Source organism: Pseudomonas fluorescens (assembly GCF_040448305.1).
GTDB classification, from domain to species: Bacteria; Pseudomonadota; Gammaproteobacteria; order Pseudomonadales; family Pseudomonadaceae; genus Aquipseudomonas; species Aquipseudomonas fluorescens_BH.
Map to the genome: position 1 here is coordinate 2229116 of NZ_CP148752.1, position 24826 is coordinate 2253941.

20 protein-coding genes are annotated in these 24826 nt (G+C 61.1%); 18 read left to right on the forward strand and 2 right to left on the reverse strand.

Annotated features, from left to right (window positions below):
* Positions 1–126 precede the first annotated feature (126 nt).
* Together WHX55_RS10185 and WHX55_RS10190 are read left to right on the forward strand one after the other, a co-directional pair.
* A complete protein-coding gene (locus WHX55_RS10185; protein ID WP_150756483.1) occupies positions 127–1086 on the forward strand; it encodes a tRNA-dihydrouridine synthase in 960 nt (319 codons plus the stop codon).
* Between the two features lie 132 nt (positions 1087–1218).
* A complete protein-coding gene (locus WHX55_RS10190; RefSeq protein ID WP_353742520.1) occupies positions 1219–1665 on the forward strand; it encodes an Hsp20 family protein in 447 nt (148 codons plus the stop codon).
* A gap of 46 nt (positions 1666–1711) precedes the next feature.
* Here WHX55_RS10190 and WHX55_RS10195 read toward each other — a convergent pair whose 3' ends face one another.
* Positions 1712–4990 carry a PAS domain S-box protein gene (locus tag WHX55_RS10195; RefSeq protein WP_353742521.1) on the reverse strand — a complete coding sequence of 1093 codons (3279 nt, stop codon included), beginning with the start codon at positions 4988–4990 and terminating at the stop codon, positions 1712–1714.
* A 65-nt stretch (positions 4991–5055) separates the two neighbouring features.
* The gene (locus WHX55_RS10200; protein ID WP_008047336.1) at positions 5056–5946 is read right to left on the reverse strand and encodes a LysR family transcriptional regulator; all 891 of its coding nucleotides are present in this window, start codon (positions 5944–5946) and stop codon (positions 5056–5058) included.
* A 147-nt stretch (positions 5947–6093) separates the two neighbouring features.
* On the opposite strand from WHX55_RS10200, the gene leuC reads away from it, so the two are divergent.
* From leuC to WHX55_RS10280, 16 genes are all read left to right on the forward strand, one after another.
* Positions 6094–7512: a 3-isopropylmalate dehydratase large subunit gene (gene leuC, locus WHX55_RS10205; RefSeq protein ID WP_150756480.1), complete on the forward strand. Its 1419-nt coding sequence runs from the start codon at positions 6094–6096 to the stop codon at positions 7510–7512.
* Between the two features lie 10 nt (positions 7513–7522).
* On the forward strand, positions 7523–8167 hold the full coding sequence (leuD, locus tag WHX55_RS10210; RefSeq protein ID WP_150759155.1) for a 3-isopropylmalate dehydratase small subunit: 645 nt from the start codon (positions 7523–7525) through the stop codon (positions 8165–8167).
* A 156-nt stretch (positions 8168–8323) separates the two neighbouring features.
* A complete protein-coding gene (locus WHX55_RS10215; RefSeq protein WP_150756479.1) occupies positions 8324–9091 on the forward strand; it encodes a class I SAM-dependent methyltransferase in 768 nt (255 codons plus the stop codon).
* Positions 9092–9142: 51 nt separating this feature from the next.
* Positions 9143–10225: a 3-isopropylmalate dehydrogenase gene (leuB, locus tag WHX55_RS10220; RefSeq protein WP_056722174.1), complete on the forward strand. Its 1083-nt coding sequence runs from the start codon at positions 9143–9145 to the stop codon at positions 10223–10225.
* 66 nt (positions 10226–10291) lie between these two features.
* A complete protein-coding gene (gene asd / locus WHX55_RS10225; RefSeq protein ID WP_007975660.1) occupies positions 10292–11404 on the forward strand; it encodes an aspartate-semialdehyde dehydrogenase in 1113 nt (370 codons plus the stop codon).
* 240 nt (positions 11405–11644) lie between these two features.
* The gene (locus WHX55_RS10230) at positions 11645–12655 is read left to right on the forward strand and encodes an aspartate-semialdehyde dehydrogenase (protein ID WP_353742522.1); all 1011 of its coding nucleotides are present in this window, start codon (positions 11645–11647) and stop codon (positions 12653–12655) included.
* A gap of 205 nt (positions 12656–12860) precedes the next feature.
* Positions 12861–15455: a FimV/HubP family polar landmark protein gene (locus WHX55_RS10235; RefSeq protein ID WP_353742523.1), complete on the forward strand. Its 2595-nt coding sequence runs from the start codon at positions 12861–12863 to the stop codon at positions 15453–15455.
* Between the two features lie 289 nt (positions 15456–15744).
* Positions 15745–16569 (forward strand): tRNA pseudouridine(38-40) synthase TruA, encoded by an 825-nt coding sequence (gene truA / locus WHX55_RS10240; protein ID WP_032829430.1) that lies wholly within the window; start codon positions 15745–15747, stop codon positions 16567–16569.
* A gap of 62 nt (positions 16570–16631) precedes the next feature.
* Positions 16632–17258 carry a phosphoribosylanthranilate isomerase gene (locus WHX55_RS10245; protein WP_353742524.1) on the forward strand — a complete coding sequence of 209 codons (627 nt, stop codon included), beginning with the start codon at positions 16632–16634 and terminating at the stop codon, positions 17256–17258.
* Between the two features lie 217 nt (positions 17259–17475).
* The gene (gene accD / locus WHX55_RS10250) at positions 17476–18396 is read left to right on the forward strand and encodes an acetyl-CoA carboxylase, carboxyltransferase subunit beta (protein ID WP_008047319.1); all 921 of its coding nucleotides are present in this window, start codon (positions 17476–17478) and stop codon (positions 18394–18396) included.
* Complete coding sequence (gene folC / locus WHX55_RS10255) at positions 18393–19700, forward strand: bifunctional tetrahydrofolate synthase/dihydrofolate synthase (RefSeq protein ID WP_353742525.1); 1308 nt, start codon at positions 18393–18395, stop codon at positions 19698–19700. Before accD ends, folC begins: the two co-directional genes overlap by 4 nt.
* Positions 19684–20352 carry an SPOR domain-containing protein gene (locus WHX55_RS10260; protein WP_150759160.1) on the forward strand — a complete coding sequence of 223 codons (669 nt, stop codon included), beginning with the start codon at positions 19684–19686 and terminating at the stop codon, positions 20350–20352. Before folC ends, WHX55_RS10260 begins: the two co-directional genes overlap by 17 nt.
* Before the next feature lie 98 nt (positions 20353–20450).
* Positions 20451–21011, forward strand: coding sequence for a CvpA family protein (locus WHX55_RS10265; protein ID WP_110661803.1), 561 nt, complete (start codon positions 20451–20453; stop codon positions 21009–21011).
* 41 nt (positions 21012–21052) lie between these two features.
* Positions 21053–22558 (forward strand): amidophosphoribosyltransferase, encoded by a 1506-nt coding sequence (gene purF / locus WHX55_RS10270; protein ID WP_007975670.1) that lies wholly within the window; start codon positions 21053–21055, stop codon positions 22556–22558.
* 73 nt (positions 22559–22631) lie between these two features.
* Positions 22632–23843, forward strand: a complete 1212-nt coding sequence (locus WHX55_RS10275; protein ID WP_046038188.1) for an O-succinylhomoserine sulfhydrylase — start codon at positions 22632–22634, stop codon at positions 23841–23843.
* Positions 23840–24616 carry an SDR family oxidoreductase gene (locus tag WHX55_RS10280; RefSeq protein WP_150756472.1) on the forward strand — a complete coding sequence of 259 codons (777 nt, stop codon included), beginning with the start codon at positions 23840–23842 and terminating at the stop codon, positions 24614–24616. The genes WHX55_RS10275 and WHX55_RS10280 overlap by 4 nt, the downstream gene beginning before the upstream one ends.
* Positions 24617–24826: the final 210 nt, after the last annotated feature.

The following is a 24826-nucleotide window of genomic DNA, read 5'->3' on the forward strand; positions in this document are numbered from 1 at the left end:
GCGGAAAATCCAGCATCAATGTATCTGACAGAGCGCTTTCGCGAGCAGGCTCGCTCCCACAAGGGGTCTGCGGTTTCTCGCGCAATCCAGTAAACTGCCGCACGTTTTTCCTCGAGTGTGTTTTTCATGCAAATTGCTTTGGCGCCCATGGAGGGGTTGGTCGACGACATCCTGCGCGATGTGCTGACCCGCGTGGGTGGTATTGACTGGTGCGTGACCGAGTTCATTCGGGTCAACGACCAGTTGCTCACACCTGCCTATTTCCACAAGTTCGGCCCGGAGCTGCTCAACGGTGCCCGGACAGCTTCCGGCGTGCCGCTGCGTGTGCAACTGCTCGGTTCCGACCCAGTGTGCCTGGCAGAAAATGCCGCGCTGGCCTGCGAGCTGGGTTCCGAAGTGATCGACCTGAACTTCGGCTGTCCGGCCAAGACCGTCAACAAATCCCGTGGTGGCGCGGTATTGCTCAAGGAACCCGAGCTGCTCAACCAGATCGTCGAGCACGTCCGTCGTGCCGTCCCCGCGCACATTCCGGTCACCGCCAAGATGCGCCTGGGCTTCGACAGCCCGGACGGTTCGCTGGTGTGTGCCACGGCCCTGGCCGAAGGCGGCGCCGAACACATCGTGGTGCACGCGCGGACCAAGGTGGATGGCTACAAGCCGCCGGCGCACTGGGAGTGGATTCCGCGGGTGCAGGACGTGGTCAAGGTGCCAGTGTTCGCCAACGGCGACATCTGGAGCGTCGAAGACTGGCGTCGTTGCCGCGAGATCAGCGGCGTGGAAGACATCATGCTCGGTCGTGGTCTGGTTTCGCGTCCGGATCTCGCCCGGCAGATCGCCGCGGCGCGGGCCGGTGAGGAGGTCGTCGAGATGACCTGGTCCGAGTTGCTGCCACTGATCCAGGACTTCTGGCTGCAAGCCAAGGCACAAATGACGCCACGCCAGTCGCCGGGTCGCCTGAAACAATGGCTGGCGATGCTGACCCGCAATTATCCCGAGGCGGTGGAGCTGTTCACCGTCCTGCGTCGTGAGACCGAACTGGATAACGTCTCGCGCTTGTTGGGTCTGCCGGTGGCTGAGGCCGCCTGAAACTCTTTGTAAAAAAAGCAGAAAATAACCTCTTGAAATGCAATCAGCGGTCCTTATCTAAGGGTTACGCGATGCCGAATTCGGGTCGCGGAGACAAAAAACCTTGCTGATTGTTTTCAGGAGATTTGAAACATGAGTACTGCATTTTCCCTGGCCCCACTGTTCCGTTCCTCGGTGGGTTTCGACCGTTTCAACGACCTGTTCGAAACCGCCCTGCGCAATGAGCCAGGCAGCACCTACCCACCCTACAACGTGGAAAAACACGGTGACGATCAATACCGCATCGTCGTAGCGGCCGCCGGTTTCCAGGAAGATGACCTGGAGCTGCAAGTCGAGAAGGGTGTGCTGACCATCAGTGGTGGCAAACGTGACGCCAACGAGGGCGTGACCTTCCTGCACCAGGGCATTGCCCAGCGTGCGTTCAAGCTGTCCTTCCGTCTGGCGGACCACATCGAGATCAAGGCTGCCGGCCTGAGCAACGGTCTGTTGAGCATCGACCTGCTGCGGGTGATCCCGGAAGAGGCGAAAGCCAAACGGATCCCGATCAACGGGACGCAAAAACCGGCTCTGCAACACTAAGTCGGAGCAAGAAGAAGGGCGCCATTGGCGCCCTTTTTTGTGCTCGTCACTTCAGCAGTTTTTGAAACTCTTCCACCGGCAACGGCTGGCTGTGCAAATACCCCTGATAGAAATGGCATTCCAACCCCTGCAAGAACTCCAGCTGCTCCGCTGTTTCCACCCCTTCAGCAATCACCTTCAAATCCAGGCTGTGGGCCATGGCGACGATGGCGCGGATGATCTCGGCGTCGTTCGGGTCGCTGGTGGCGTCGCGGATAAACGACTTGTCGATTTTCAGGGTGTCGACCGGCAAGCGCTTGAGGTAGGTCAGTGAGGAGTAGCCGGTGCCGAAGTCGTCCATGGCGAAGCTCACACCGAGTTTTTTCAGGCGGCGCATTTTGCTGATGGTGTCTTCCAGGTTCTGGATGACGATGCCTTCGGTGATTTCCAGCTTCAACAGGGAGCAGGGCAGGCCATAACTGGCCAGGCTGTTTTCAATCCGTTCGACGAAGTCGTTCTGGCGAAACTGGCGCGGGCTGATGTTCACGCACAGGCTGAATTTGTACGGATTCACCAGACCGTCGTCGATCAATTGTTTGAAGGCCTGGCAGGCTTCGTCGAGGATCCAGGTGCCGACCTCCAGAATCAGTCCGCTGTCTTCCAGTACCTTGATGAACTCGTTGGGTGACTGCGGGCCGAGCTCCGGATGATTCCAGCGTACCAGGGCCTCGGCACCGACGATGCGGTCGCCCCGGGCGTCGACCTGGGGTTGGTAATGCACGCGAAACTCGCCCCGGGAAAGCGCCAGGCGCAGGTCGGTTTCCATGCGCAGGCGTTCGCTCGCGGCCTTCTGCATGGTGTTGTGGTACATCTGCGCGGTATTGCGACCAGAGTCCTTGGCGCGATAGAGCGCGATGTCGGCTCGCTTGAGCAGGTCGGTCGGGGTCGAGCCGTGATCGGGGATCAGCGCAATGCCGATGCTTGGCGTCACTTGCAGGCGCTGGCCGTCGAGGAACATCGGTTCGGACAGCAGTTCGCGGATGGTGTCGGCCAGTTCGCGAACCTGATCGCTGACCTCGCTGCGCGAGCCTTCAAGGCCGCTGAGCAGTATCACGAATTCGTCACCGCCCAGGCGCGCGACGGTGTCTTCCATGCGCACGCTGGCCTCCAGGCGCGCGGTGATGATTTTCAGCACGGTATCGCCCACCGGGTGCCCGAGGGAGTCGTTGATGTGCTTGAAATGGTCGAGGTCGAGGAACATCAGCGCGCCGCGCAGGTTATGCCGTTTGAGCAGGGCGATCTGCTGGCTCAGGCGGTCCATCAGCAAGGCGCGGTTGGGCAGGTTGGTCAGTGGGTCGTGGTAGGCCAGGTGGCGGATCTGCGCTTCGGCGTTTTTCAGCAGGCTGACGTCTCGTGCGGTCAATAGCAGGCAGGCGGTTTCGTTGAGGGTGATCGGTTCCACCGAGACTTCGACGGTGAGCAGTTCGCCGCGCTTGTTGCGCCCGAGCATTTCCTGGTGATGAACCCGACCCTTGATCTGCAATTCGGCCAGCAGCGCCGAGCGTTGTTTTTCTTCAGCCCAAATCCCGACCTGATACACCGTGCGGCCCACTACTTCCTCGGCGCGGTAACCGGTCAGGCGGCAGAAACCGTCGTTGACCTCCAGATAGCGTCCGGTGTCGCGCTCGGTGATGGTGATGGCGTCGGGGCTGGAGTGGAAGGCCTTGGCGAATTTCTCTTCACTGGCCTTGAGCGCCGCTTCCGAGCGCTGTTGCTGGGTGATATCGCGCAGCGTAGTGACGATGCAGGCCTGGTCGCCGACGCTGATCTGGCGGCTGGAAATCACGCAAGTCAGGACCTGTCCGTCCTTGTGCTGGACGAGAATGGCCACGTTGTTCAGGCCTTGTTCGCGGATCACTTGTTCGATCCGTCGCAGGCTTTTCGCCGAAGCGTCCCACAGGCCGATTTCGTCGGCGCTGCGGCCGATCACGTCGGCAGTGCTCCAGCCGAAGGTCTGGGTGAAGCTGGAGTTGATTTCAATGAACTGGCCGGAGTCCTGGTGGGTGACGCAGATCGGATCGGGGCTGACCTGGAACAGCGTGGCGAATTTTTCTTCGGAGGCCACCAGTCGTTGTTCGCGCTCCACCTGGTCGGTGATGTCGAGCAATGTGCCGGCCATGCGCACCGGCACGCCGTTGTCATCGCGGTAGAGGCGGGCGCGGCTTTCCAGGTAGCGCGGGCTGCCGTCGGGCAATTGCACGCGATAGGTCAATTGATAGTTGCCGGCCGGGCCTTCACGCAGGCTGCGGTAAGCGTCGCGCATGGTGTCGCGTTCTTCGCCGGGCACGCCTTCGAAGAACTCGTCGAAGGACTCGTGAAAGGGTTTGGCGTCCAGGCCGTGCAGTTGGGCGGCCCGTGCCGACCCGTAGAGCATGCCGCTGGGAATGTGCCAGTCCCAGGTGCCGAGTTGCGCTGAGTCCAGGGCCAGGTCGAGGCGTTCCTGGCTGTCCTTGAGGGCCTGTTCGGCGACTTTGCGTTCGGTGGTGTCAAGGAATGTGCTCAGTAGATAGGGCTGGCCTTCGAGCTCGACTTTCTGCGCACTGAGGATGCCGTCGTGGACCTGGCCATTGCTGGCGCGAAACTGCACTTCCATGCTGACCAGGTCGCCTTTGGCTTTGGTGGCCTTGACCAGGTCGTCCCGTTGCTCGGGATGCACCCACAGGCCTAGCTCCAGAGTGGTGCGGCCGATCGCGTTTTGCACCGGCCAGCCGAACAGGCTTTCGAAATACTGGTTGGCTTCGGAGATCAGGCCGTCTTCCTGGCGGGTCAGCAGGACCATGTTCGGGCACAGGTGAAACAGGGTGGCGAAGCGTTTTTCCGAGCTGCTCAACGCCTGTTCGCGCTGGCGCTGGTGGGTAATCTCGCGGATTACGCCGATCATCCGTGGCCTGCCGTGCTTGTCCGGTAACAGGCTGCCGTTGATTTCCAGCCAGTGCAGGCTGCCATCGGGCCAGCGGATGCGGTGACGCATCGCTTGCTCCAACGGCGCGCCAGCGATGACCGCGTGGAAGGCGCGAAGGGTTTTCGCGCGATCCTCCGGGGGCAGCAGGTCGAGGTATTCCAGATCCCGTGGCAACGGTTTGCGGGGGTCGAAGCCGAACAGCGCCTGCGTACCCCGGGACCAGCTGATCTGCCCGCGCTCGATGTCCCAATACCAGGCACCCAGGCGCGCGCCGTTGAGCGCGGCCAACAGTTGCGAGGCACTTTCCCAGCTCTGTTCGGAGTTTTTCGGGTCAAGTGCCTGTATACGCGGCATTGGCGGAATACGGTCAACAGATTTGGGCATTGGCAAGCCTTAGGCTGAATGGGCGTTTGGCACAGGGGGTCGCGGCTCTATAGGAGTAGCACAAGTCAGCCTTGAGTCCCTGGCGGATCGAGTTGAGCATCCAGCAAGGCCATGAAAGCCCGAGCAGCATTCGACAGCGTCCTTTCCGTGTGCAGGATATAGCCTAGCTGGCGAGTGAGCTGTATGCCCGGCAAAGGTATGCGCGCCACCTGGTCATCGAGCATGGTGCGCGGCAAAACGCTCCAGGCCAGGCCGATCGAGACCATCATCTTGATGGTTTCCAGGTAGTTGGTGCTCATGGCGATGTTAGGCGTCAGGCCCTGGGCTTCAAACAGCCGCTGCACAATGTGATGGGTAAACGTGTTACCGCCGGGGAAGACCGCCGGGTGTCGGGCGATATCCGCCAGGCTGACCTTGCCGTTATTGAGCAACGAATGCTCCGGGGCAACCACGAAATCCAGCGGGTCGTCCCACACCGGGGTGGCCTTGACCAGCGCATGGGGTTCCGGCGCGAGGGTAATGACCGCCAGTTCGGCACGGCCATGGAGAATTTCCTCGTAGGCCACTTCCGAATCGAGGAACTGAATATCCAGCGCCACTTGTGGGTAGCGTCGGGTGAACTCCCTCAATAAGGGTGGCAAACGGTGCAGGCCGATATGGTGACTGGTGGCCAGGGTCAGACGGCCGGTCACTTCGCCTGTGAGGTTGGTCAAGGCGCGGCGCGTATCATCGAGGACATTGAGAATCTGGTAGGCCCGCGGCAGCAGGGCGCGCCCGGCCTCGGTCAGGCCTACTTCACGACCCAGGCGATCGAACAACCGCACCTTCAATTGCTGCTCCAGCCCGGCAATACGTTTGCTGATCGCGGGCTGGGTCAGGTGCAGCCGTTCGCCGGCGCCGGAGAAGCTTCCGGTCTCGGCGATGGCAATAAAAGCATTGAGGTTGGCCAGGTCCATGGTTGTATTCCAGTTGGTTATCCAAAGCATAAAAAATATGAATTTGAGTTATTTAATGTAACCCCATAGGATCAGCCTCACAAGCCAAAGGGTTATTGAGACTTTCAAAACCCGGGGCATAGAAACAAGCTGATGAGGAACCGTCTGATGGCCGGCAAAACGCTCTACGACAAGCTCTGGGATTCGCATTTGGTCAAGCAGCGCGACGATGGCTCTGCGCTGATCTACATCGATCGTCACATCATCCACGAAGTGACCTCGCCGCAAGCCTTCGAAGGCCTGCGTCTGGCCGGGCGCAAGCCATGGCGCATCGATGCCAACATCGCGACCCCGGACCACAACGTACCGACCACGCCGGAGCGCAAGGGCGGCATCGACGCCATCGTTGACCAGGTCTCGCGCCTGCAAGTGCAGACCCTCGACGACAACTGCGATGAATACGGCATCGTCGAGTTCAAGATGAACGACGTTCGCCAGGGCATCGTCCACGTCATCGGCCCGGAGCAGGGCGCAACCTTGCCGGGCATGACTGTGGTCTGCGGCGACTCCCACACCTCGACCCACGGCGCATTCGGCGCATTGGCGCACGGTATCGGCACATCCGAGGTCGAGCATGTGCTCGCCACCCAGTGCCTGGTCGCCAAGAAAATGAAAAACATGCTGGTACGGGTCGAAGGCCAATTGCCGTTCGGCGTGACCGCCAAGGACATCGTGCTCGCCGTGATCGGCAAGATCGGCACCGCCGGCGGTAACGGCCACGCCATCGAATTCGCCGGCAGTGCGATTCGCGACCTGTCCGTGGAAGGCCGCATGACCATCTGCAACATGTCCATCGAGGCTGGCGCTCGCGTAGGCCTGGTGGCGGCGGATGAAAAAACCGTGGCTTACGTAAAGGGCCGTCCATTTGCTCCGAAAGGCGCGGAATGGGACCTTGCCGTCGAAGCCTGGAAAGACCTGGTGTCTGACGCTGATGCCAGGTTCGATACTGTTGTCGAACTCGACGCCACCCAGATCAAGCCACAAGTCAGCTGGGGCACTTCGCCTGAGATGGTGTTGGCGGTGGACCAGAACGTGCCGGATCCTGCGAAGGAAATGGACCTGGTCAAACGCGGTTCCATCGAGCGCGCCTTGAAATACATGGGTTTGACCGCCAACCAGGCGATCACCGACATTCAGCTCGACCGTGTGTTCATCGGTTCCTGCACCAACTCGCGGATCGAAGATTTGCGTGCGGCGGCCGTGATCGCCAAGGGCCGCAAAGTGGCCTCGACCATCAAGCAGGCCATCGTGGTGCCGGGCTCGGGTCTGGTTAAAGCCCAGGCTGAATCGGAAGGCCTGGACAAGATCTTCCTCGAAGCCGGTTTCGAATGGCGTGAGCCGGGTTGCTCGATGTGCCTGGCGATGAACCCGGACCGCTTGGAGTCCGGCGAGCATTGCGCTTCGACTTCCAACCGTAACTTCGAAGGCCGTCAGGGCGCTGGTGGTCGTACCCACCTCGTCAGCCCGGCCATGGCCGCGGCCGCCGCTGTGAACGGTCGTTTCATCGACGTCCGTGAATTGATTTAAGGAGCGCAGCATGAAAGCTTTTACCCAGCACACTGGACTTGTCGCGCCTTTGGATCGTGCCAACGTCGACACCGACCAGATCATCCCGAAGCAGTTCCTGAAGTCGATCAAGCGCACGGGCTTTGGCCCGAACCTGTTCGATGAATGGCGTTACCTGGATGTGGGCCAGCCTTATCAGGACAACTCCAGGCGTCCACTGAACAAGGACTTCGTCCTCAACGCCGAACGTTACCAGGGCGCCAGCGTGTTGCTGGCCCGCGAGAACTTCGGTTGCGGCTCCAGCCGTGAACACGCGCCGTGGGCGCTGGAAGAATACGGTTTCCGCAGCATCATCGCGCCGAGCTATGCCGACATCTTCTTCAACAACAGCTTCAAGAACGGCTTGCTGCCGATCATCTTGAGCGATGCCGAAGTCGACGAACTGTTCCAGCAGGTCGAGGCCAATCCGGGCTATCAGTTGCAGGTCGATCTGCAAGCCCAGACCGTGACCCGCCCTGACGGCAAGGTGTTGAGCTTCGAAATCGATGCGTTCCGTAAGCACTGCCTGCTCAACGGCCTGGACGATATCGGCCTGACCTTGCAGGACGGCGATGCGATTGCGACGTTTGAGGCCAAGCATCGTGCGAGCCAGCCTTGGTTGTTTCGCGACGCGTGATTGATCCGACATTTCGGTAGGTAGGGCCGGCCTCTTCGCGAGCAGGCTCGCTCCCACAGGGATTTTGTAAACACTGAAAATCCAATGTGGGAGCGAGCCTGCTCGCGAAGGCGGCAGCCCAAACACCACAAGACTCACCCCCAAAAGGAAGTCCCCATGACCAGCACCGCCCAGCACACCCAGGTAGTCCAGAAGCAATTCGGTGAACAGGCTTCGGCCTACCTGAGCAGCGCCGTCCACGCTCAAGGCACTGAATTCGCCCTGCTACAGGCCGAGCTGGACGGGCAGGGCGATGCCCGGGTCCTGGACCTTGGCTGCGGGGCCGGTCACGTGAGTTTTCACGTAGCCTCATTGGTGAAAGAAGTGGTGGCCTATGACCTGTCGCAGCAGATGCTCGACGTGGTGACTGCTGCCGCTGTCGATCGTGGCTTGAGCAACGTGACCACGGTCAACGGTGCCGCTGAGCGCCTGCCGTTCGCCGATGGTGAATTCGATTTCGTCTTCAGCCGTTATTCGGCGCACCATTGGAGCGATCTGGGCGTGGCCCTGCGGGAAGTGCGTCGAGTCTTGAAGCCGGGCGGTGTGGCGGCGTTCGTCGACGTGTTGTCACCGGGTAGCCCGCTGTTCGACACGTACCTGCAAAGCGTCGAAGTGCTGCGCGACACCAGCCATGTGCGCGATTATTCCGCCGGCGAGTGGTTGCGTCAGGTCAGCGAGGCGGGGCTGCACACCCGCAGTACCACCCGTCAGCGCTTGCGCCTGGAGTACAACAGCTGGGTCGAGCGCATGCGCACACCTGAAGTGATGCGCGCGGCGATCCGCGAGTTGCAGCAGTCGATGGGCAATGAAGTGCGCGAATATTTTGAAATTGAGGCCGATGGTTCGTTCAGTACCGATGTACTGGTGCTGATGGCTGAACGATAGAATTTTTCCGGGTGCGTCCATGGGCGCACCGACTGATGACATGAGGAAAGCATGAGCAAGCAGATTCTGATTCTCCCAGGTGACGGTATTGGCCCGGAAATCATGGCCGAAGCGGTCAAGGTGCTGGAGCTGGCCAGTGACAAGTTCGCCCTGGGCTTCGAGTTGAGCCATGACGTGATTGGTGGCGCTGCCATCGACAAGCACGGCGTGCCGTTGGCCGACGAGACCCTGGAACGTGCCCGCGCGGCCGACGCCGTGTTGCTGGGCGCCGTTGGCGGCCCGAAATGGGATGCCATCGAACGTGACATCCGCCCTGAGCGCGGCCTGTTGAAAATCCGTGCGCAACTGGGCCTGTTCGGCAACCTGCGTCCGGCGATCCTGTACCCGCAACTGGCCGAGGCTTCCAGCCTGAAGCCGGAAATCGTTTCCGGGCTGGACATCCTGATCGTTCGCGAACTGACCGGCGGCATCTACTTCGGCGCGCCACGCGGTACCCGTACCCTGGAAAACGGCGAGCGTCAGTCCTACGACACCCTGCCGTACAGCGAAAGCGAAATCCGCCGCATCGCCCGTGTCGGTTTCGACATGGCCATGGTTCGTGGCAAGAAGCTGTGCTCGGTGGACAAGGCCAACGTACTGGCCTCCAGCCAGCTGTGGCGTGAAGTGGTCGAACAAGTGGCCAAGGATTATCCTGAAGTCGAACTGAGCCACATGTACGTCGACAACGCCGCGATGCAGCTGGTGCGCGCACCGAAGCAGTTCGACGTGATCGTCACCGACAACATGTTCGGCGACATCCTGTCCGACCAGGCCTCGATGCTCACCGGTTCCATCGGCATGCTGCCGTCGGCGTCCCTGGACACCAACAACAAAGGCATGTACGAGCCGTGCCACGGTTCGGCGCCGGACATCGCGGGCAAAGGCATCGCCAACCCGTTGGCGACCATTTTGTCGGTGTCGATGATGCTGCGTTACAGCTTCAACCAGCAGGCCGCGGCCGATGCCATCGAGAAAGCCGTCAGCCTGGTGCTGGATCAGGGCTTGCGCACCGGCGACATCTGGTCGGCCGGTTGCACTAAAGTCGGTACGCAGGAAATGGGTGACGCAGTAGTCGCCGCGCTGCGGAATCTGTAATCTCTCGGGCCCGCTGCCAAATTCAAGACAAGGTAGCGGCCCACATTTCAAGAAGGTGTAGTTGCGATGAAACGTGTAGGTCTGATCGGTTGGCGCGGTATGGTCGGTTCCGTGCTCATGCAGCGGATGCTGGAAGAGCAGGATTTCGATCTTATCGAGCCGGTGTTCTTCACCACTTCCAATGTCGGTGGCCAAGGCCCGTCCGTGGGCAAGGACATTGCTCCGCTCAAGGACGCTTACAGCATTGAAGAGCTGAAAACCCTCGACGTGATTCTGACCTGCCAGGGTGGCGACTACACCAGCGAAGTCTTCCCCAAGCTGCGTGAAGCCGGCTGGCAGGGTTACTGGATCGACGCCGCTTCCAGCCTGCGCATGCAGGATGACGCGGTGATCGTTCTGGATCCGGTCAACCGCAAGGTGATCGACCAGCAACTGGATGCAGGCACCAAGAACTACATCGGCGGCAACTGCACCGTCAGCCTGATGCTGATGGGCCTCGGTGGCCTGTTCGAAGCTGGCCTGGTGGAGTGGATGAGCGCCATGACCTATCAGGCGGCCTCCGGTGCCGGCGCGCAGAACATGCGTGAACTGATCAAGCAAATGGGCGCGACCCACGCCGCTGTTGCCGATCAACTGGCCGATCCGGCCAGCGCGATCCTCGACATCGACCGTCGTGTTGCCGAAGCCATGCGCAGCGACGCGTACCCGACCGAAAACTTCGGCGTACCGCTGGCCGGCAGCCTGATCCCGTGGATCGACAAGGAACTGCCGAACGGCCAGAGCCGCGAAGAGTGGAAGGCCCAGGCCGAGACCAACAAGATCCTCGGTCGCTTCAAGAGCCCGATCCCGGTCGATGGCATCTGCGTGCGTATCGGCGCCATGCGCTGCCACAGCCAGGCGCTGACCATCAAGCTGAACAAAGACGTACCGATCGCTGATATCGAAGGGCTGATCAGCCAGCACAACCCTTGGGTCAAGCTGGTACCGAACAGCCGTGAGACCAGCATTCAGGAGCTGAGCCCGAACAAGGTCACCGGCACCCTGAACATCCCGGTTGGCCGTCTGCGCAAGCTGAACATGGGTTCGCAGTTCGTCGGCGCGTTCACCGTCGGCGACCAGTTGCTGTGGGGTGCGGCCGAACCGCTGCGTCGCATGCTGCGGATCCTGCTTGAGCGTTGATCGGTTGATGCAATGAAAGAACCCGCGCCTTGAAAGAGGCGCGGGTTTTTTTATCGAAGAAATGTTGTCAGGCCCGACGCCTTCGCGAGCAGGCTCGCTCCCACATTGGAATGCATACCCCTGTGGGAGCGAGCCTGCTCGCGAAGGGGCCGCCACAGGCACCACAAGCCCCGGCGGAATTGCCTGTATCCCACCCACCCGGTAAAGTGCCGCTCCCCCCGTTTCGCCAGAGGTCAAACCATGAGCCAGTCCATTGATATTGCCGTGATCGGCGCCACCGGTACTGTCGGCGAAACACTCGTGCAGATACTCGAAGAGCGCGATTTCCCGATCGGCATCCTTCACCTGCTGGCCAGCAGCGAATCGGCCGGCAGTTCGGTGCCGTTTCGCGGCAAGAACGTGCGGGTGCGGGAGGTCGATGAGTTCGACTTCAGCAAGGTGCAGTTGGCATTCTTTGCCGCCGGCCCGGCGGTCTCGTTGAGTTTTGCTTCCCGGGCGACAGACGCCGGTTGCTCGGTGATCGATCTCTCCGGTGCCCTGCCGGCCGAAAAGGCGCCACAGGTCGTGCCTGAGGCCAACGCCCAGGTGTTGGCCGGCTTGAAAAAACCCTTTCAGGTCAGCAGCCCAAGCCCGTCGGCCACCACCCTGGCGGTGGTGCTTGCACCATTGATGGATTTGCTCGATTTGCAGCGCATCAGCCTGACCGCCAGCCTCGCGGTATCGGCCCAGGGTCGCGAAGCCGTGAGCGAACTCGCCCGGCAGACCGCCGAGCTGCTGAATGTGCGGCCGCTGGAGCCGAAATTCTTTGATCGGCAGATGGCCTTCAACCTGTTGGCCCAGGTCGGCAAACCGGATGAGCAAGGTCATACGCTGCTGGAAAAACGCCTGGTGCGTGAGCTGCGCCAGGTCATGGCGCGGCCTTCATTGAAGATTTCCGTCACTTGCATTCAAGCCCCGGTGTTTTTTGGCGATAGCTATAGCGTGACCCTGCAGTCCGCGAGTGAAATCGACCTGGGGAAAGTCAATGCAGCCCTGGAAGACGCACCCGGCATCGAGCTGGTGGAAGCCGGCGATTACCCGACCCCGGTGGGCGATGCGGTAGGGCAGGATGTGGTCTACGTTGGTCGGGTTCGCCAGGGGATTGACGACCCGTCGGAACTTAATCTGTGGCTGACGTCAGATAACGTACGCAAAGGCGCGGCGCTCAACGCTGTGCAGCTGGCCGAGTTGTTGCTTAAAGACCTGCTGTAAAAGATACTTTGCAACAATTTGTCGAATGATTCCGCGCGAGCCTATGCTTGCCGGAGTGCTGAAGGCGAGCCACCCTGCGTGGCTTTGCCGGGCATCAATGAAATGATCGCGCGCGACGACCCACGCCGTTGCGCGCAATGCCTTACGGCAGCGACTATCAATACCTTCTCGCTGGCCGAGGAATGTTCAAACTAAGGATGAGCTAATGGTTCAAGTTCGCAAACTGGTGTTAGCAATAGCGGCCGCGTCGGCGCTGTCCTCCGGTATGGCGCATGCCCTCGGGCTCGGGGAACTGACCCTGAAATCGACGCTCAACCAGCCGCTGGTAGCGGAAATCGAGCTGCTCGATGTCAAGGACCTCACCGCCGCCGAAGTGGTGCCGAGCCTGGCCTCACCAGACGATTTCGCCAAGGCCGGTGTCGACCGCCAGGCGTTTCTCAACGACTTGACCTTCACCCCGGTGCTCAACGCCAGCGGCAAAAGCATCCTGCGCGTGACCTCCAGCAAGCCACTCTCCGAACCCATGGTGAAGTTCCTGGTTCAGGTCATGTGGCCGAACGGTCGTTTGCTGCGCGATTACAGTGTGCTGCTCGATCCATCCAAATTCTCGCCGCAAACCGCTGAAGCGGCTGCGCAACCAACGTCAACGGTTGCCGCGCCCGTCACCGGTGCGACCAAACCGTCCCAATACACCACCACGCTGCGCGATACCCTGTGGGAAATCGCCGCGAAGGCGCGTAATGGTGGTTCGATCCAGCAAACCATGCTGGCCATCCAGGCGTTGAACCCGGATGCCTTTATCGACGGCAACATCAACCGCCTGAAAATCGGCCAGGTGTTGCGCCTGCCGGACCAGGCACAGAGCACGGGCCTGCCGCAAGCCAAGGCCATTGCCGAAGTGGCTGCGCAGAACACCGCATGGCGCCAGGGGCGTCGCTACGTAGCGAAACCCGGGGCAGGGCAGCAACAGCTTGACGCCACCAGTCGCGCTCGTACCGATGGTGCTCCGGCGCAAGCGACTACCGACAAGCTGAGCCTGGTGTCTGCCGAGTCCGGCAAGAACCCTGGCAAAGGGGCTGCGGGAGATGCCAAGGCCCTCAGCAACAAGCTGGCGGTGACCCAGGAAAGCCTCGACAGCAGCCGTCGTGATAACGCCGAACTGCAAAGCCGCATGGCCGATCTGCAAAGTCAGGTGGACAAGCTGCAACGCCTGATCGAGTTGAAGAACAATCAGCTGGCCAAGTTGCAAACCGAGGGCGCTGCGGGTGCACCAGCGGCTGCGACAGCTCCGGCGATGTCGGCCGAACTGGCTGCCAACCCGGCAGCGCCTGGTCCGGCTGACACTGCACCAGCGCCCGAGGCAACTGCGGCGCCGGCCGAGAAGCCCGTTGAGGCAACACCGGCAGCATCCGACGATCAGAAATTCAATGAGTTGCTGACCAATCCTGCGCTGCTGGGCCTGGTGGGTGGCGGTGCGGTGATTCTGCTGCTCCTGCTGCTGTTGCTGGCGCGCCGCCGCAAAGCCCAGCAAGAAGCCGAAAAGCATATGCGCATGGCCCGTGCCTTGGCCGAAGAGCAGCCATTCCCGGCCGATTTCGACTTGCCGGAAAGCAGCTTCGAAGGCCTTGAAGTTCCGTCGCCGAGCGTGAAGCTGGCGACTGCCCCGACGCCTGCTCCCGCGCCAGCGCCGGTGGTTGCTCCGGTGGTGATGACCACGCCGATCGCCGCACCATTGGTGTCTCCGGCCGCCGAGCGTTCCGACGACGTGCTGGGCCAGGCTCAGTCGCACATCAATGCTGGTCGCCTGAACCAGGCTGCCGCGTTGCTGGAGGACGGCGTCAAGCAAGAGCCGAAGCGCAGCGACTTGCGCTTGAAACTGATGGAAGTCTACGGCCAGCAAGGCGACCGCGATGCGTTCGTCGGCCAGGAGCGTCAGTTGGTGGCCAATGGCGACAACTTCGCCCAGGTTGAAAAACTCAAAAGCCGCTTCCCGGCCATGGCGTTGGTGGCTGCCGGTGGTATCGCCGCAGCCGCCGTTGCTGCCGAGCTGGACGCGCAATACGTCAAGGATCTGTTGCTCGATGAGCCGCAAGCACCGGCGCCAGAACCAGCGGCGTTCGAGGATGACCTCGACAGCGCCTTCGATCTGAGCCTGGACGATCTGGACGCGATTACGCCTGTGGCGCCTGCACCTGTGCCGGAGCCTGAAGTGACGGCGCTGGCAGGCCTGGACGAGTTTCCGCTGGACGACGATCTGAGTTTTGAGTCGGTGTTGCAGCAACAGACTGAAATCAAGGAAAACCTCGACGATCTGTCGGACTTCGACCTGGACCTGGATCTCGGTGCGCAACCGTCGCCAGTGATGCTGGCTGAAGATGATTTCCTGCTGGATCTGGACGAGAGTGTGAAGGATTTCCCGGCTACCGAAACCCCGGCTATTCCCGAGGTCGCGCTGGATGACCTGGAATTGCCGGCCGATTTCGATCTGTCGCTGGCCGACGAAATGGACGCACCGGATGCGTTCGCAGCCGAGCTGGATGATGTCAACGCCGAGCTGGAGAGCTTGTCCAGCAGTATCGGCGAGCCGACGTTTACCGAGGCTGATGCAGCACTGGGTGACGATGATGACTTCGACTTCCTCTCGGGTACTGACGAAGCCGCTACCAAGCTCGATCTGGCTCAGGCCTATATCGACATGGGCGACAGCGATGGCGCTCGCGACATCCTCAATGAGGTGGTAAGCGAAGGCAGTGCCGAGCAGAAGAGTGAAGCCGAGGAAATGCTTTCGCGCCTGGCTTGAGTGGTCGGTAGGTTGTAAACAGAACGGCAGCCCATTGAGGCTGCCGTTTTTATTTGGCCGATGAGTTGATGTCGTCTGCTGTGGCCCCTTCGCGAGCAGGCTCGCTCCCACAGGGTTCTATGCCAGGCATCAATCACTGTGGGAGCGAGCCTGCTCGCGAAGAGGCCCTAACATTCACTCCAGTCCCTCAGTTGTACTGGCATCCCCTCCAGTCGGCCTTATAATGCCCGCCTTTGGTACATCATCAGGCTGTCCCTCCTTGGCAAATATAGATAACCCGGCCGCCGAAATGGCAGCCGACGGCTTTTTCCGGATCGCGCTGGGCGTCGAATACAAAGGCTCGCGCTACCGCGGCTGGCAGCGCCAGGCGTCCGGGGTGCTCACCGTGCAGGAAACCCTCGAAAACGCCTTGTCCAAAGTCGCCGACTCACCCGTTTCGCTGATGTGCGCCGGACGTACCGACGCCGGGGTGCATGCCTGCGGGCAGGTGGTGCATTTCGACACCCAGGTCGAGCGTTCGATGAAGGCCTGGACCATGGGCGCCAACATCAACTTGCCCCACGACGTCAGTGTCAGTTGGGCCAAGGTCATGCCAGCGCATTTCCATGCGCGCTTCAAGGCCATTGCCCGGCGTTATCGCTACGTGATCTACAACGATCAGATCCGTCCGGCGCACCTGAACGAAGAAGTGACCTGGAATCACCGTCCGCTGGACGTCGAGCGCATGGCCGAGGCCGCCCAGTACCTGCTCGGCACCCATGATTTCAGCGCTTTTCGCGCCGGCCAGTGCCAGGCCAAGTCGCCGATCAAGGAACTGCATCACCTGCGCGTCACCCGTCACGGCAAGATGATCGTGCTGGATATTCGCGCCAGCGCCTTTCTGCATCACATGGTGCGCAACATTGCCGGCGTGCTGATGACCATTGGCGCCGGAGAGCGTCCGGTGGAGTGGATGAAAGAGGTGCTGGAGAGCCGGATTCGTCGGACCGGTGGCGTGACCGCGCATCCATTCGGTTTGTATCTGGTTCAGGTCGAGTACCGTGACGAGTTCGAATTACCTGAGCGTTACATCGGTCCACACTTCCTGACCGGTTTCTCGGAACTTGGCGGCTGACGCCCTCGAACGCTTTTGTTACCATCCGGGACTTTCCGGATTTGTCTTGGAGTTGTGTCGACATGTCAGCCGTTCGCAGCAAGATCTGTGGGATTACCCGCATAGAGGATGCGTTGGCAGCCGTCGAGGCCGGGGCGGATGCCATCGGATTGGTGTTCTACGCCAAAAGCCCCCGTGCGGTGACGTTCCAGCAGGCGCGCTCGATCATCAAGGCGCTGCCGCCGTTCGTGACCACCGTGGGCTTGTTCGTCAATGCGAGCCGTTGCGAATTGGGTGAAATCCTCGACGCGGTGCCCCTGGACCTGCTGCAGTTTCACGGCGATGAAAGCGCAGAGGATTGCGAAGGATGGCACCGCCCGTACATCAAGGCGCTGCGGGTCAAGGCGGGTGATGACATCGCCGCGGCCTGTGATGCTTATGCCAGTGCCAGCGCAATCCTGCTCGATACCTATGTCGAAGGCGTTCCCGGAGGAACCGGCGAGGCATTTGACTGGTCACTGATACCGCACGGCTTGAGCAAGCCGATCATTCTGGCGGGCGGTCTGACGCCGGATAACGTCGCCGAAGCGATTGCCCGCGTCCGGCCTTATGCCGTGGATGTCAGCGGCGGGGTAGAGGCGAGCAAGGGCATCAAGGATCACGCAAGGATTCAGGCATTTATCAAAGCGGTACGCGGTAGCACCTGTTGATGTGACGGCTGGCAGACTGCCGCCGTCCACTGCACTGTACAAAGCGGATGCACTGCACACAGCAGGCAGATCCGAGGGTTTGTGGTTGCACGCAGGTCATGTTTCGCGCTGACCGTGGCAGTCCATCGACCCTCTTCGCACACATGAATTTAGCGCTAGGGCATACACGGGGCTGCGAACCAGAGCGTTCGGGCCACCGGTACTGGAGAAAGAAAGCATGAGCAACTGGTTAGTAGACAAACTGATCCCTTCGATCATGCGTTCCGAGGTCAAGAAGAGCTCGGTGCCTGAAGGTCTTTGGCACAAATGCCCGTCTTGCGAGGCTGTGCTGTATCGTCCGGAGTTGGAAAAGACCCTGGACGTTTGCCCCAAGTGCAACCATCACATGCGTATCGGCGCCCGTGCCCGTATCGACATCTTCCTCGACGTTGAAGGCCGTGCCGAGCTGGGTGCGGACCTGGAGCCGGTTGACCGTCTGAAATTCCGCGACGGCAAGAAGTACAAGGACCGCCTGACCGCTGCACAAAAGCAGACCGGCGAAAAAGACGCACTGGTTTCCATGAGCGGCACTTTGCTGGGCATGCCGGTCGTGGTCTCGGCGTTCGAGTTTTCCTTCATGGGCGGTTCGATGGGCGCCATCGTCGGTGAGCGTTTCGTACGCGCCGCCAACTACGCCCTGGAAAAACGTTGCCCGATGATCTGCTTCGCCGCTTCCGGCGGTGCGCGGATGCAGGAAGCACTGATTTCCCTGATGCAAATGGCCAAGACCTCCGCGGTGCTGGCTCGTCTGCGTGAAGAAGGCATCCCGTTCATCTCCGTGTTGACCGATCCGGTCTACGGCGGCGTTTCCGCCAGTCTGGCGATGCTGGGCGACGTGATTGTCGGCGAGCCGAAGGCGTTGATCGGTTTTGCCGGTCCGCGCGTGATCGAGCAGACCGTGCGTGAAAAACTGCCGGAAGGCTTCCAGCGCAGCGAGTTCCTGCTGGAGCACGGTGCCATCGACATGATCATCGACCGTCAGGAACTGCGTCCGCGCCTGGGTAACCTGCTGGCGCAAATGATGGGCCTGCCGACGCCGAAGTTCGTGGCTGCACCCATCGAGCCGATCGTGGTTCCACCGGTACCTGCCAGCCTATGACCCAACGTACCCTTGGCGAATGGCTCGCCTACCTTGAGCAGTTGCACCCTTCGGCCATCGACATGGGCCTGGAGCGGTCGCAGCAGGTAGCGTCCCGCATGGGACTGGGCAAGCCGGCGCCTCGGGTGATCACGGTCACCGGGACCAACGGCAAGGGTTCCACCTGTGCGTTCGTGGCGTCCTTGCTGCGGGCCCAGGGCTTGAAAGTGGGGGTCTACAACTCCCCGCACCTGCTGCGCTACAACGAGCGGGTAACGGTCAATGGCGTCGAAGCCACGGATGCCGAGTTGTGCGAGGCCTTTGCCGCGGTAGAGGCCGGGCGCGGCGACACTTCCCTGACTTACTTCGAAATGGGCACTCTGGCGGCATTCTGGCTGTTTCAGCGCTCCGGGCTCGATGCGGTGGTGCTGGAAGTCGGTCTGGGCGGTCGTCTGGACACGGTCAACGTGGTGGACGCCGACATGGCGCTGGTCACCAGTATTGGCGTCGATCATGCGGATTACCTCGGTGATACCCGAGAGTCCGTGGCCTTCGAGAAGGCCGGTATTTTCCGTCAGGGCGCGCCTGCGCTCTGCGGCGATCTGAATCCTCCACAACCTCTGCTGGACAAGGCGCGCGAGCTCAATTGCCCGTTTTTCCTGCGGGGGCGCGATTTTGACCTCGGTGTGACCGATCACCACTGGCAATGGCGCGGTGTCGATGCGCAAGGGCGCTCGGTTGAACTGCGCGACCTGCCATTGCTCGATCTGCCGATGGAAAACGCTGCGTTGGCGTTGCAGGCTTACCTGCTGCTCGGCTTGCCTTGGGTGGATGCGCAGATTATCGAGGCGCTGCGGGCAACGAAGGTGGTCGGTCGTTTGGATCGCCGCGCGTTCGAGTGGCAGGGCAAGCGCTTGAATCTATTGCTGGATGTGGGGCATAACCCCCATGCGGCGGAGTATCTGGCTCGTCGCCTGGCCAGTCGTCCGCCGGTCGGCAAGCGTCTGGCGGTGTTCGGGCTGCTGGCGGACAAAGACCTGGGTGGTGTTGTCGGCGAATTGAATGCTAGTGTCCAGCACTGGGCCGTTGCACCTCTGGATTCGCCTCGGGCGCGTCCGGTTGCGGATTTGCACGATGCGTTGCAAGGTCTTGGGGCTTCGGTCGCGTCATACGACAGTGTCGCGGCCGCCCTGGAAGGGCAGTGCGCGCAGGCCACGAGCGACGACGAAATCCTGTTGTTCGGATCATTTTATTGTGTCGCCGAGGCCCTTGAATGGCTGGCCCGGCGCTCCACGGAGGACGCGGCGAATGGCATTGCTGGATAAGGCATACAAACAGCGCATGGTTGGCGCCCTGGTGTTGGTCGCGCTGGCGGTGATTTTTCTGCCGATGCTGTTTTCCCGCCAGGACGAACAGCGCCAGGTGACGGTCGAAGCGCCTGTGGCCCCGCAGGCGCCGGCGATGCCCCAGGTACAGGTCGAGCCTGTGGTTGTGCCCGAGCCGCAAGCCTTGCCTCAGGAACCCGTGCCGAGCGATGACGAAATCGCCCAGCAGGAATCGGCGGTGCCAACTGCGCCAGTGGTCCCAGCGCCTGCAGTTCCAGCGCCAGCAGCCAAGCCGCCTGCACCCGCGCCGGTCCCGGCTCTGGCCGCTAAACCTGCGACAGCGCCTGCCCAGCCCATCACGGCGGCACCGGGCAAGCCGGACACCACGCAAAGCCGTGTCGATGCCAATGGTTTGTCTGTCAGCTGGTCGGTGCAACTGGCCAGCCTGTCGAATCGTGAAAGCGCAGAAAAGCTTCAGAAAACCCTGCGAAGCCAGGGTTACAACGCCTACATCCGTACCGCCGATGGCAAAAACCGGGTGTTTGTCGGACCGCTGATCGAGCGCGCTGAAGCCGACCGGCTGCGTGACTTGCTGAATCGCCAGCAGAACCTCAAGGGGTTTGTCGTGCGCTTTCAGCCGGAACGTGGCTAAAACTATCGCCCCGATTTGAAATGCACTGACAATCGCAGCTTACCGATAAGCATGGGCTCTGCTAAAATGCGCCGCCTTATCCGTCTGTAGGCTGCACTGTGCCATTTACCTGGGTTGACTGGGCGATCGTTGCAATCGTCGCCATCTCCGCATTGATCAGTCTGAGCCGCGGCTTCGTCACAGAAGCACTGTCGCTGCTGACCTGGATCATCGCAGGAGTCGTAGCCTGGATGTTCGGTGGCTCACTGTCCGAGTACCTCGGCGGGTACATTCAAACGCCATCGGCACGTATAATAACGGGCTGTGCCATCATGTTTGTCGCCACTTTAATCGTAGGCGCAATGATCAATTATCTTATCGGCGAACTGGTTCGCGTCACCGGGCTCTCCGGGACCGACCGATTCCTCGGCATGGCCTTCGGCGCCGCGCGTGGCGGGTTGCTGGTGGTTATCGCCGTCGGGCTGTTGAGCCTGGGGCCGGTACAGCAGGACGGGTGGTGGAAAGAGTCACAGCTCGTGCCAAAATTTCTATTGGTTGCAGACTGGTCCAAAAACCTGATCCTCGGGTGGAGCAGTCAGTGGCTTGCCAGCGGAATCAGCGTACCCGCTGATATTCCGTTCAAGGAGCAACTCTTGCCGACGGCCAAAACGCCTCAGTGAGTAGTGCTCAGTTCAGATCCATTAAGTAGGGGTTGCGTCGCATGTGTGGCATCGTCGGTATCGTCGGTAAGTCGAACGTCAATCAGGCGCTGTATGACGCGCTAACCGTCCTCCAGCACCGCGGCCAGGACGCTGCCGGTATCGTGACCAGCCATGATGGCCGGTTATTCCTGCGCAAGGACAACGGCCTGGTGCGTGACGTGTTCCAGCAACGTCACATGCAGCGCCTGGTCGGTCACATGGGCATTGGCCATGTGCGTTATCCAACCGCGGGCAGCTCGACTTCGGCAGAAGCTCAACCGTTTTACGTCAACTCGCCTTATGGCATCACCCTGGCGCACAACGGTAACCTGACCAACGTTGAACAACTGGCCAAGGAGATTTACGAATCTGACTTGCGCCACGTCAACACCAGTTCCGATTCGGAAGTGCTGCTCAACGTGTTCGCGCACGAACTGGCCCAGCGCGGCAAGTTGCAGCCGACCGAAGAAGACGTTTTCGCCGCCGTCACCGACGTGCACAACCGTTGCGTCGGTGGTTATGCCGTCGTGGCGATGATCACCGGCTACGGCATCGTCGGCTTCCGCGATCCGCACGGCATCCGCCCGATCGTTTTCGGTCAGCGTCACACCGACGAAGGCGTCGAGTACATGATCGCCTCGGAAAGCGTTTCCCTGGACGTGCTCGGCTTCACCCTGATTCGCGACCTGGCGCCAGGCGAAGCGGTCTACATCACTGAAGAGGGCAAGCTGTACACCCGTCAGTGCGCGACCAACCCGTCCCTGACACCGTGCATCTTCGAACACGTCTACCTGGCGCGTCCGGATTCGATCATCGATGGCGTATCGGTCTACAAGGCCCGCCTGCGCATGGGTGAGAAACTGGCCGAGAAGATCCTGCGTGAGCGTCCGGATCACGACATCGACGTGGTCATCCCGATTCCGGACACCAGCCGCACCGCGGCGCTGGAGCTGGCGAACCACCTGGGTGTGAAGTTCCGCGAAGGCTTCGTGAAGAACCGCTACATCGGCCGGACCTTCATCATGCCGGGCCAGGCCGCGCGGAAAAAATCCGTACGCCAGAAGCTCAATGCCATCGAGCTGGAATTCCGCGGCAAGAACGTGATGCTGGTGGATGACTCCATCGTTCGCGGCACCACTTGCAAGCAGATCATCCAGATGGCCCGCGAAGCCGGCGCCAAGAACGTCTACTTCTGTTCCGCGGCGCCAGCGGTTCGCTACCCGAACGTCTACGGCATCGACATGCCGAGCGCTCACGAGCTGATCGCCCACAACCGTTCGACCCAGGACGTGGCTGACCTGATCGGCGCCGACTGGCTGATCTATCAGGACCTGCCTGACTTGATCGAAGCGGTCGGTGGCGGCAAGATCAAGATCGACAAGTTCGATTGCGCGGTGTTCGACGGCCAGTACGTCACCGGCGACGTCGACGAGGCTTACCTGAACAAGATCGAGCAGGCACGCAACGATGCCTCCAAGGTCAAGACGCAGGCAGTCAGTGCGATCATCGATCTGTACAACAACTGAGTGACTACCGGCCCTGAGGGGCCGGTTTTGTATCTGGCTTTTCATTTACGAGAATAGGGAAAGGAGTGACAGCATGAGTCAGGATTGGGATGCCGGTCGGCTGGACAGCGACCTCGAAGGCGTAGCGTTCGATACCCTGGCCGTACGTGCCGGTCAGCACCGTACGCCGGAAGGCGAACACGGTGATCCGATGTTCTTCACTTCCAGCTATGTATTCCGCACCGCTGCCGACGCCGCCGCGCGTTTTGCCGGGGAAGTGCCGGGCAACGTTTACTCGCGCTACACCAACCCGACCGTACGCGCCTTCGAAGAGCGCATTGCCGCCCTGGAAAGCGCTGAGCAAGCCGTGGCGACTGCCACCGGCATGGCCGCGATCATGGCGGTGGTGATGAGCCTGTGCAGCGCTGGCGACCACGTTCTGGTATCGCGCAGCGTATTCGGCTCGACCATCAGCCTGTTCGAGAAGTACTTCAAACGTTTCGGTATCGAGGTCGATTACGTGGCCCTGGCGGACTTGTCCGGCTGGGATGCGGCAATCAAGGCCAACACCAAATTGCTGTTTGTCGAGTCTCCATCCAATCCGCTGGCCGAGTTGGTCGACATCGCCGAGCTGTCGAAAATCGCCCACGCCAAAGGCGCGATGCTGGTGGTCGACAACTGCTTCTGCACCCCGGCCTTGCAGCAGCCGCTGAAAATGGGCGCGGACATCGTCGTGCACTCGGCCACCAAGTTCATCGACGGCCAGGGTCGTTGCATGGGCGGCGTGGTTGCCGGTCGTAGCGAGCAGATGAAAGAGGTGGTCGGCTTCCTGCGTACCGCCGGGCCGACCCTGAGCCCGTTCAACGCCTGGATCTTCCTCAAGGGCCTGGAAACCCTGAACCTGCGGATGAAGGCCCATTGCGCCAACGCCCAGCAACTGGCTGAGTGGCTGGAGCAGCAGGAAGGTATCGAGAAAGTCCATTACGCCGGCCTCAAGAGCCATCCGCAGCACGAACTGGCGCTGCGCCAGCAGAAGGGCTTTGGTGCGGTCGTCAGTTTTGAAGTGAAGGGCGGCAAAGAGGGCGCCTGGCGCTTTATCGATGCCACGCGCCTGATTTCGATCACCGCCAACCTGGGCGACAGCAAGACCACCATCACCCATCCGAGCACCACGTCCCATGGTCGTCTGGCGCCGCAAGAGCGTGAAGCGGCGGGCATTCGTGACAGCCTGATCCGCGTGGCGGTCGGCCTGGAAGATGTGGCGGACCTGCAAGCCGATCTGGCGCGCGGCCTGGCTGCGTTGTGATCGAGTTGTCTGTGCCGACCACTGGCTCAAATGGCCGCGTAGCGCTGGTGACCGGTGCTGCGCGGGGCATTGGCCTGGGGATCTCGGCCTGGCTGATCAGCGAAGGCTGGCAAGTCGTGCTGACCGATCTGGACCGGGAGCGCGGTTCGAAAGTGGCGAAAGTGCTGGGCGATAACGCTTGGTTCATCGCCATGGATGTCTCGAATGAAGGGCAAGTCGCACTTGGGGTGGCCGAGGTGCTCGGCCAGTTCGGGCGCCTGGATGCGCTGGTATGCAACGCAGCGGTTGCCGATCCGCACAACATCACCCTGGAAAGCCTCGACCTGGCTCACTGGAATCGGGTGTTGGCGGTGAACCTCAGTGGGCCGATGTTGCTGGCCAAGCACTGTGCGCCGTACCTGCGCGCTCACAGCGGTGCCATCGTCAATCTGGCCTCGACCCGCGCCGGGCAGTCGGAGCCTGACACAGAGGCCTATGCGGCGAGCAAGGGCGGTCTGTTGGCCCTGACGCATGCGTTGGCCATCAGCCTTGGCCCGGAGATCCGGGTCAATGCGGTCAGCCCTGGCTGGATCGATGCGCGCGACCCCAGGGTGCGACGTGCCGAACCGTTGACCGAAGCCGATCATGCCCAGCATCCGGCGGGCAGGGTAGGGACGGTCGAGGATGTCGCGGCGATGGTGGCCTGGCTGTTGTCGAGGAACGCCGGGTTTGTCACTGGCCAGGAATTCGTGGTCGATGGCGGCATGACCAAGAAGATGATTTACAGCGAGTAAGCTCCGGGATTGATGTTGAATGTGCTGCCGCTTTCGCGAGCAAGTCGAATCGTCGCACCGCCGCTCCCACATTTGGAATGCATTCCCCTGTGGGAGCGGGCTTGCTCCGGGCGGCGTTCCGACGAAAGCGGACTTACTGCATATACATAATTTTGTCTTTTTCAGAAAAACTTCAATCCTGCTATTGACTTAGGTTCGCTACCTGCGTAA

Bases quoted from the DNA above. Each gene is read 5' to 3' on its own strand.
- purF (WP_007975670.1), top strand. From the start codon at position 21,053: ATGTGTGGCATCGTCGGTATCGTCGGTAAGTCGAACGTCAATCAGGCG.
- WHX55_RS10230 (WP_353742522.1), top strand. From the start codon at position 11,645: ATGAGCCAGTCCATTGATATTGCCGTGATCGGCGCCACCGGTACTGTC.
- WHX55_RS10185 (WP_150756483.1), top strand. From the start codon at position 127: ATGCAAATTGCTTTGGCGCCCATGGAGGGGTTGGTCGACGACATCCTG.
- WHX55_RS10260 (WP_150759160.1), top strand. From the start codon at position 19,684: ATGGCATTGCTGGATAAGGCATACAAACAGCGCATGGTTGGCGCCCTG.
- WHX55_RS10200 (WP_008047336.1), bottom strand. From the start codon at position 5,946: ATGGACCTGGCCAACCTCAATGCTTTTATTGCCATCGCCGAGACCGGA.
- WHX55_RS10235 (WP_353742523.1), top strand. From the start codon at position 12,861: ATGGTTCAAGTTCGCAAACTGGTGTTAGCAATAGCGGCCGCGTCGGCG.
- WHX55_RS10275 (WP_046038188.1), top strand. From the start codon at position 22,632: ATGAGTCAGGATTGGGATGCCGGTCGGCTGGACAGCGACCTCGAAGGC.
- WHX55_RS10195 (WP_353742521.1), bottom strand. From the start codon at position 4,990: ATGCCCAAATCTGTTGACCGTATTCCGCCAATGCCGCGTATACAGGCA.
- folC (WP_353742525.1), top strand. From the start codon at position 18,393: ATGACCCAACGTACCCTTGGCGAATGGCTCGCCTACCTTGAGCAGTTG.
- truA (WP_032829430.1), top strand. From the start codon at position 15,745: ATGGCAGCCGACGGCTTTTTCCGGATCGCGCTGGGCGTCGAATACAAA.
- leuC (WP_150756480.1), top strand. From the start codon at position 6,094: ATGGCCGGCAAAACGCTCTACGACAAGCTCTGGGATTCGCATTTGGTC.
- leuD (WP_150759155.1), top strand. From the start codon at position 7,523: ATGAAAGCTTTTACCCAGCACACTGGACTTGTCGCGCCTTTGGATCGT.
- asd (WP_007975660.1), top strand. From the start codon at position 10,292: ATGAAACGTGTAGGTCTGATCGGTTGGCGCGGTATGGTCGGTTCCGTG.
- WHX55_RS10190 (WP_353742520.1), top strand. From the start codon at position 1,219: ATGAGTACTGCATTTTCCCTGGCCCCACTGTTCCGTTCCTCGGTGGGT.
- WHX55_RS10215 (WP_150756479.1), top strand. From the start codon at position 8,324: ATGACCAGCACCGCCCAGCACACCCAGGTAGTCCAGAAGCAATTCGGT.
- accD (WP_008047319.1), top strand. From the start codon at position 17,476: ATGAGCAACTGGTTAGTAGACAAACTGATCCCTTCGATCATGCGTTCC.
- WHX55_RS10245 (WP_353742524.1), top strand. From the start codon at position 16,632: ATGTCAGCCGTTCGCAGCAAGATCTGTGGGATTACCCGCATAGAGGAT.
- leuB (WP_056722174.1), top strand. From the start codon at position 9,143: ATGAGCAAGCAGATTCTGATTCTCCCAGGTGACGGTATTGGCCCGGAA.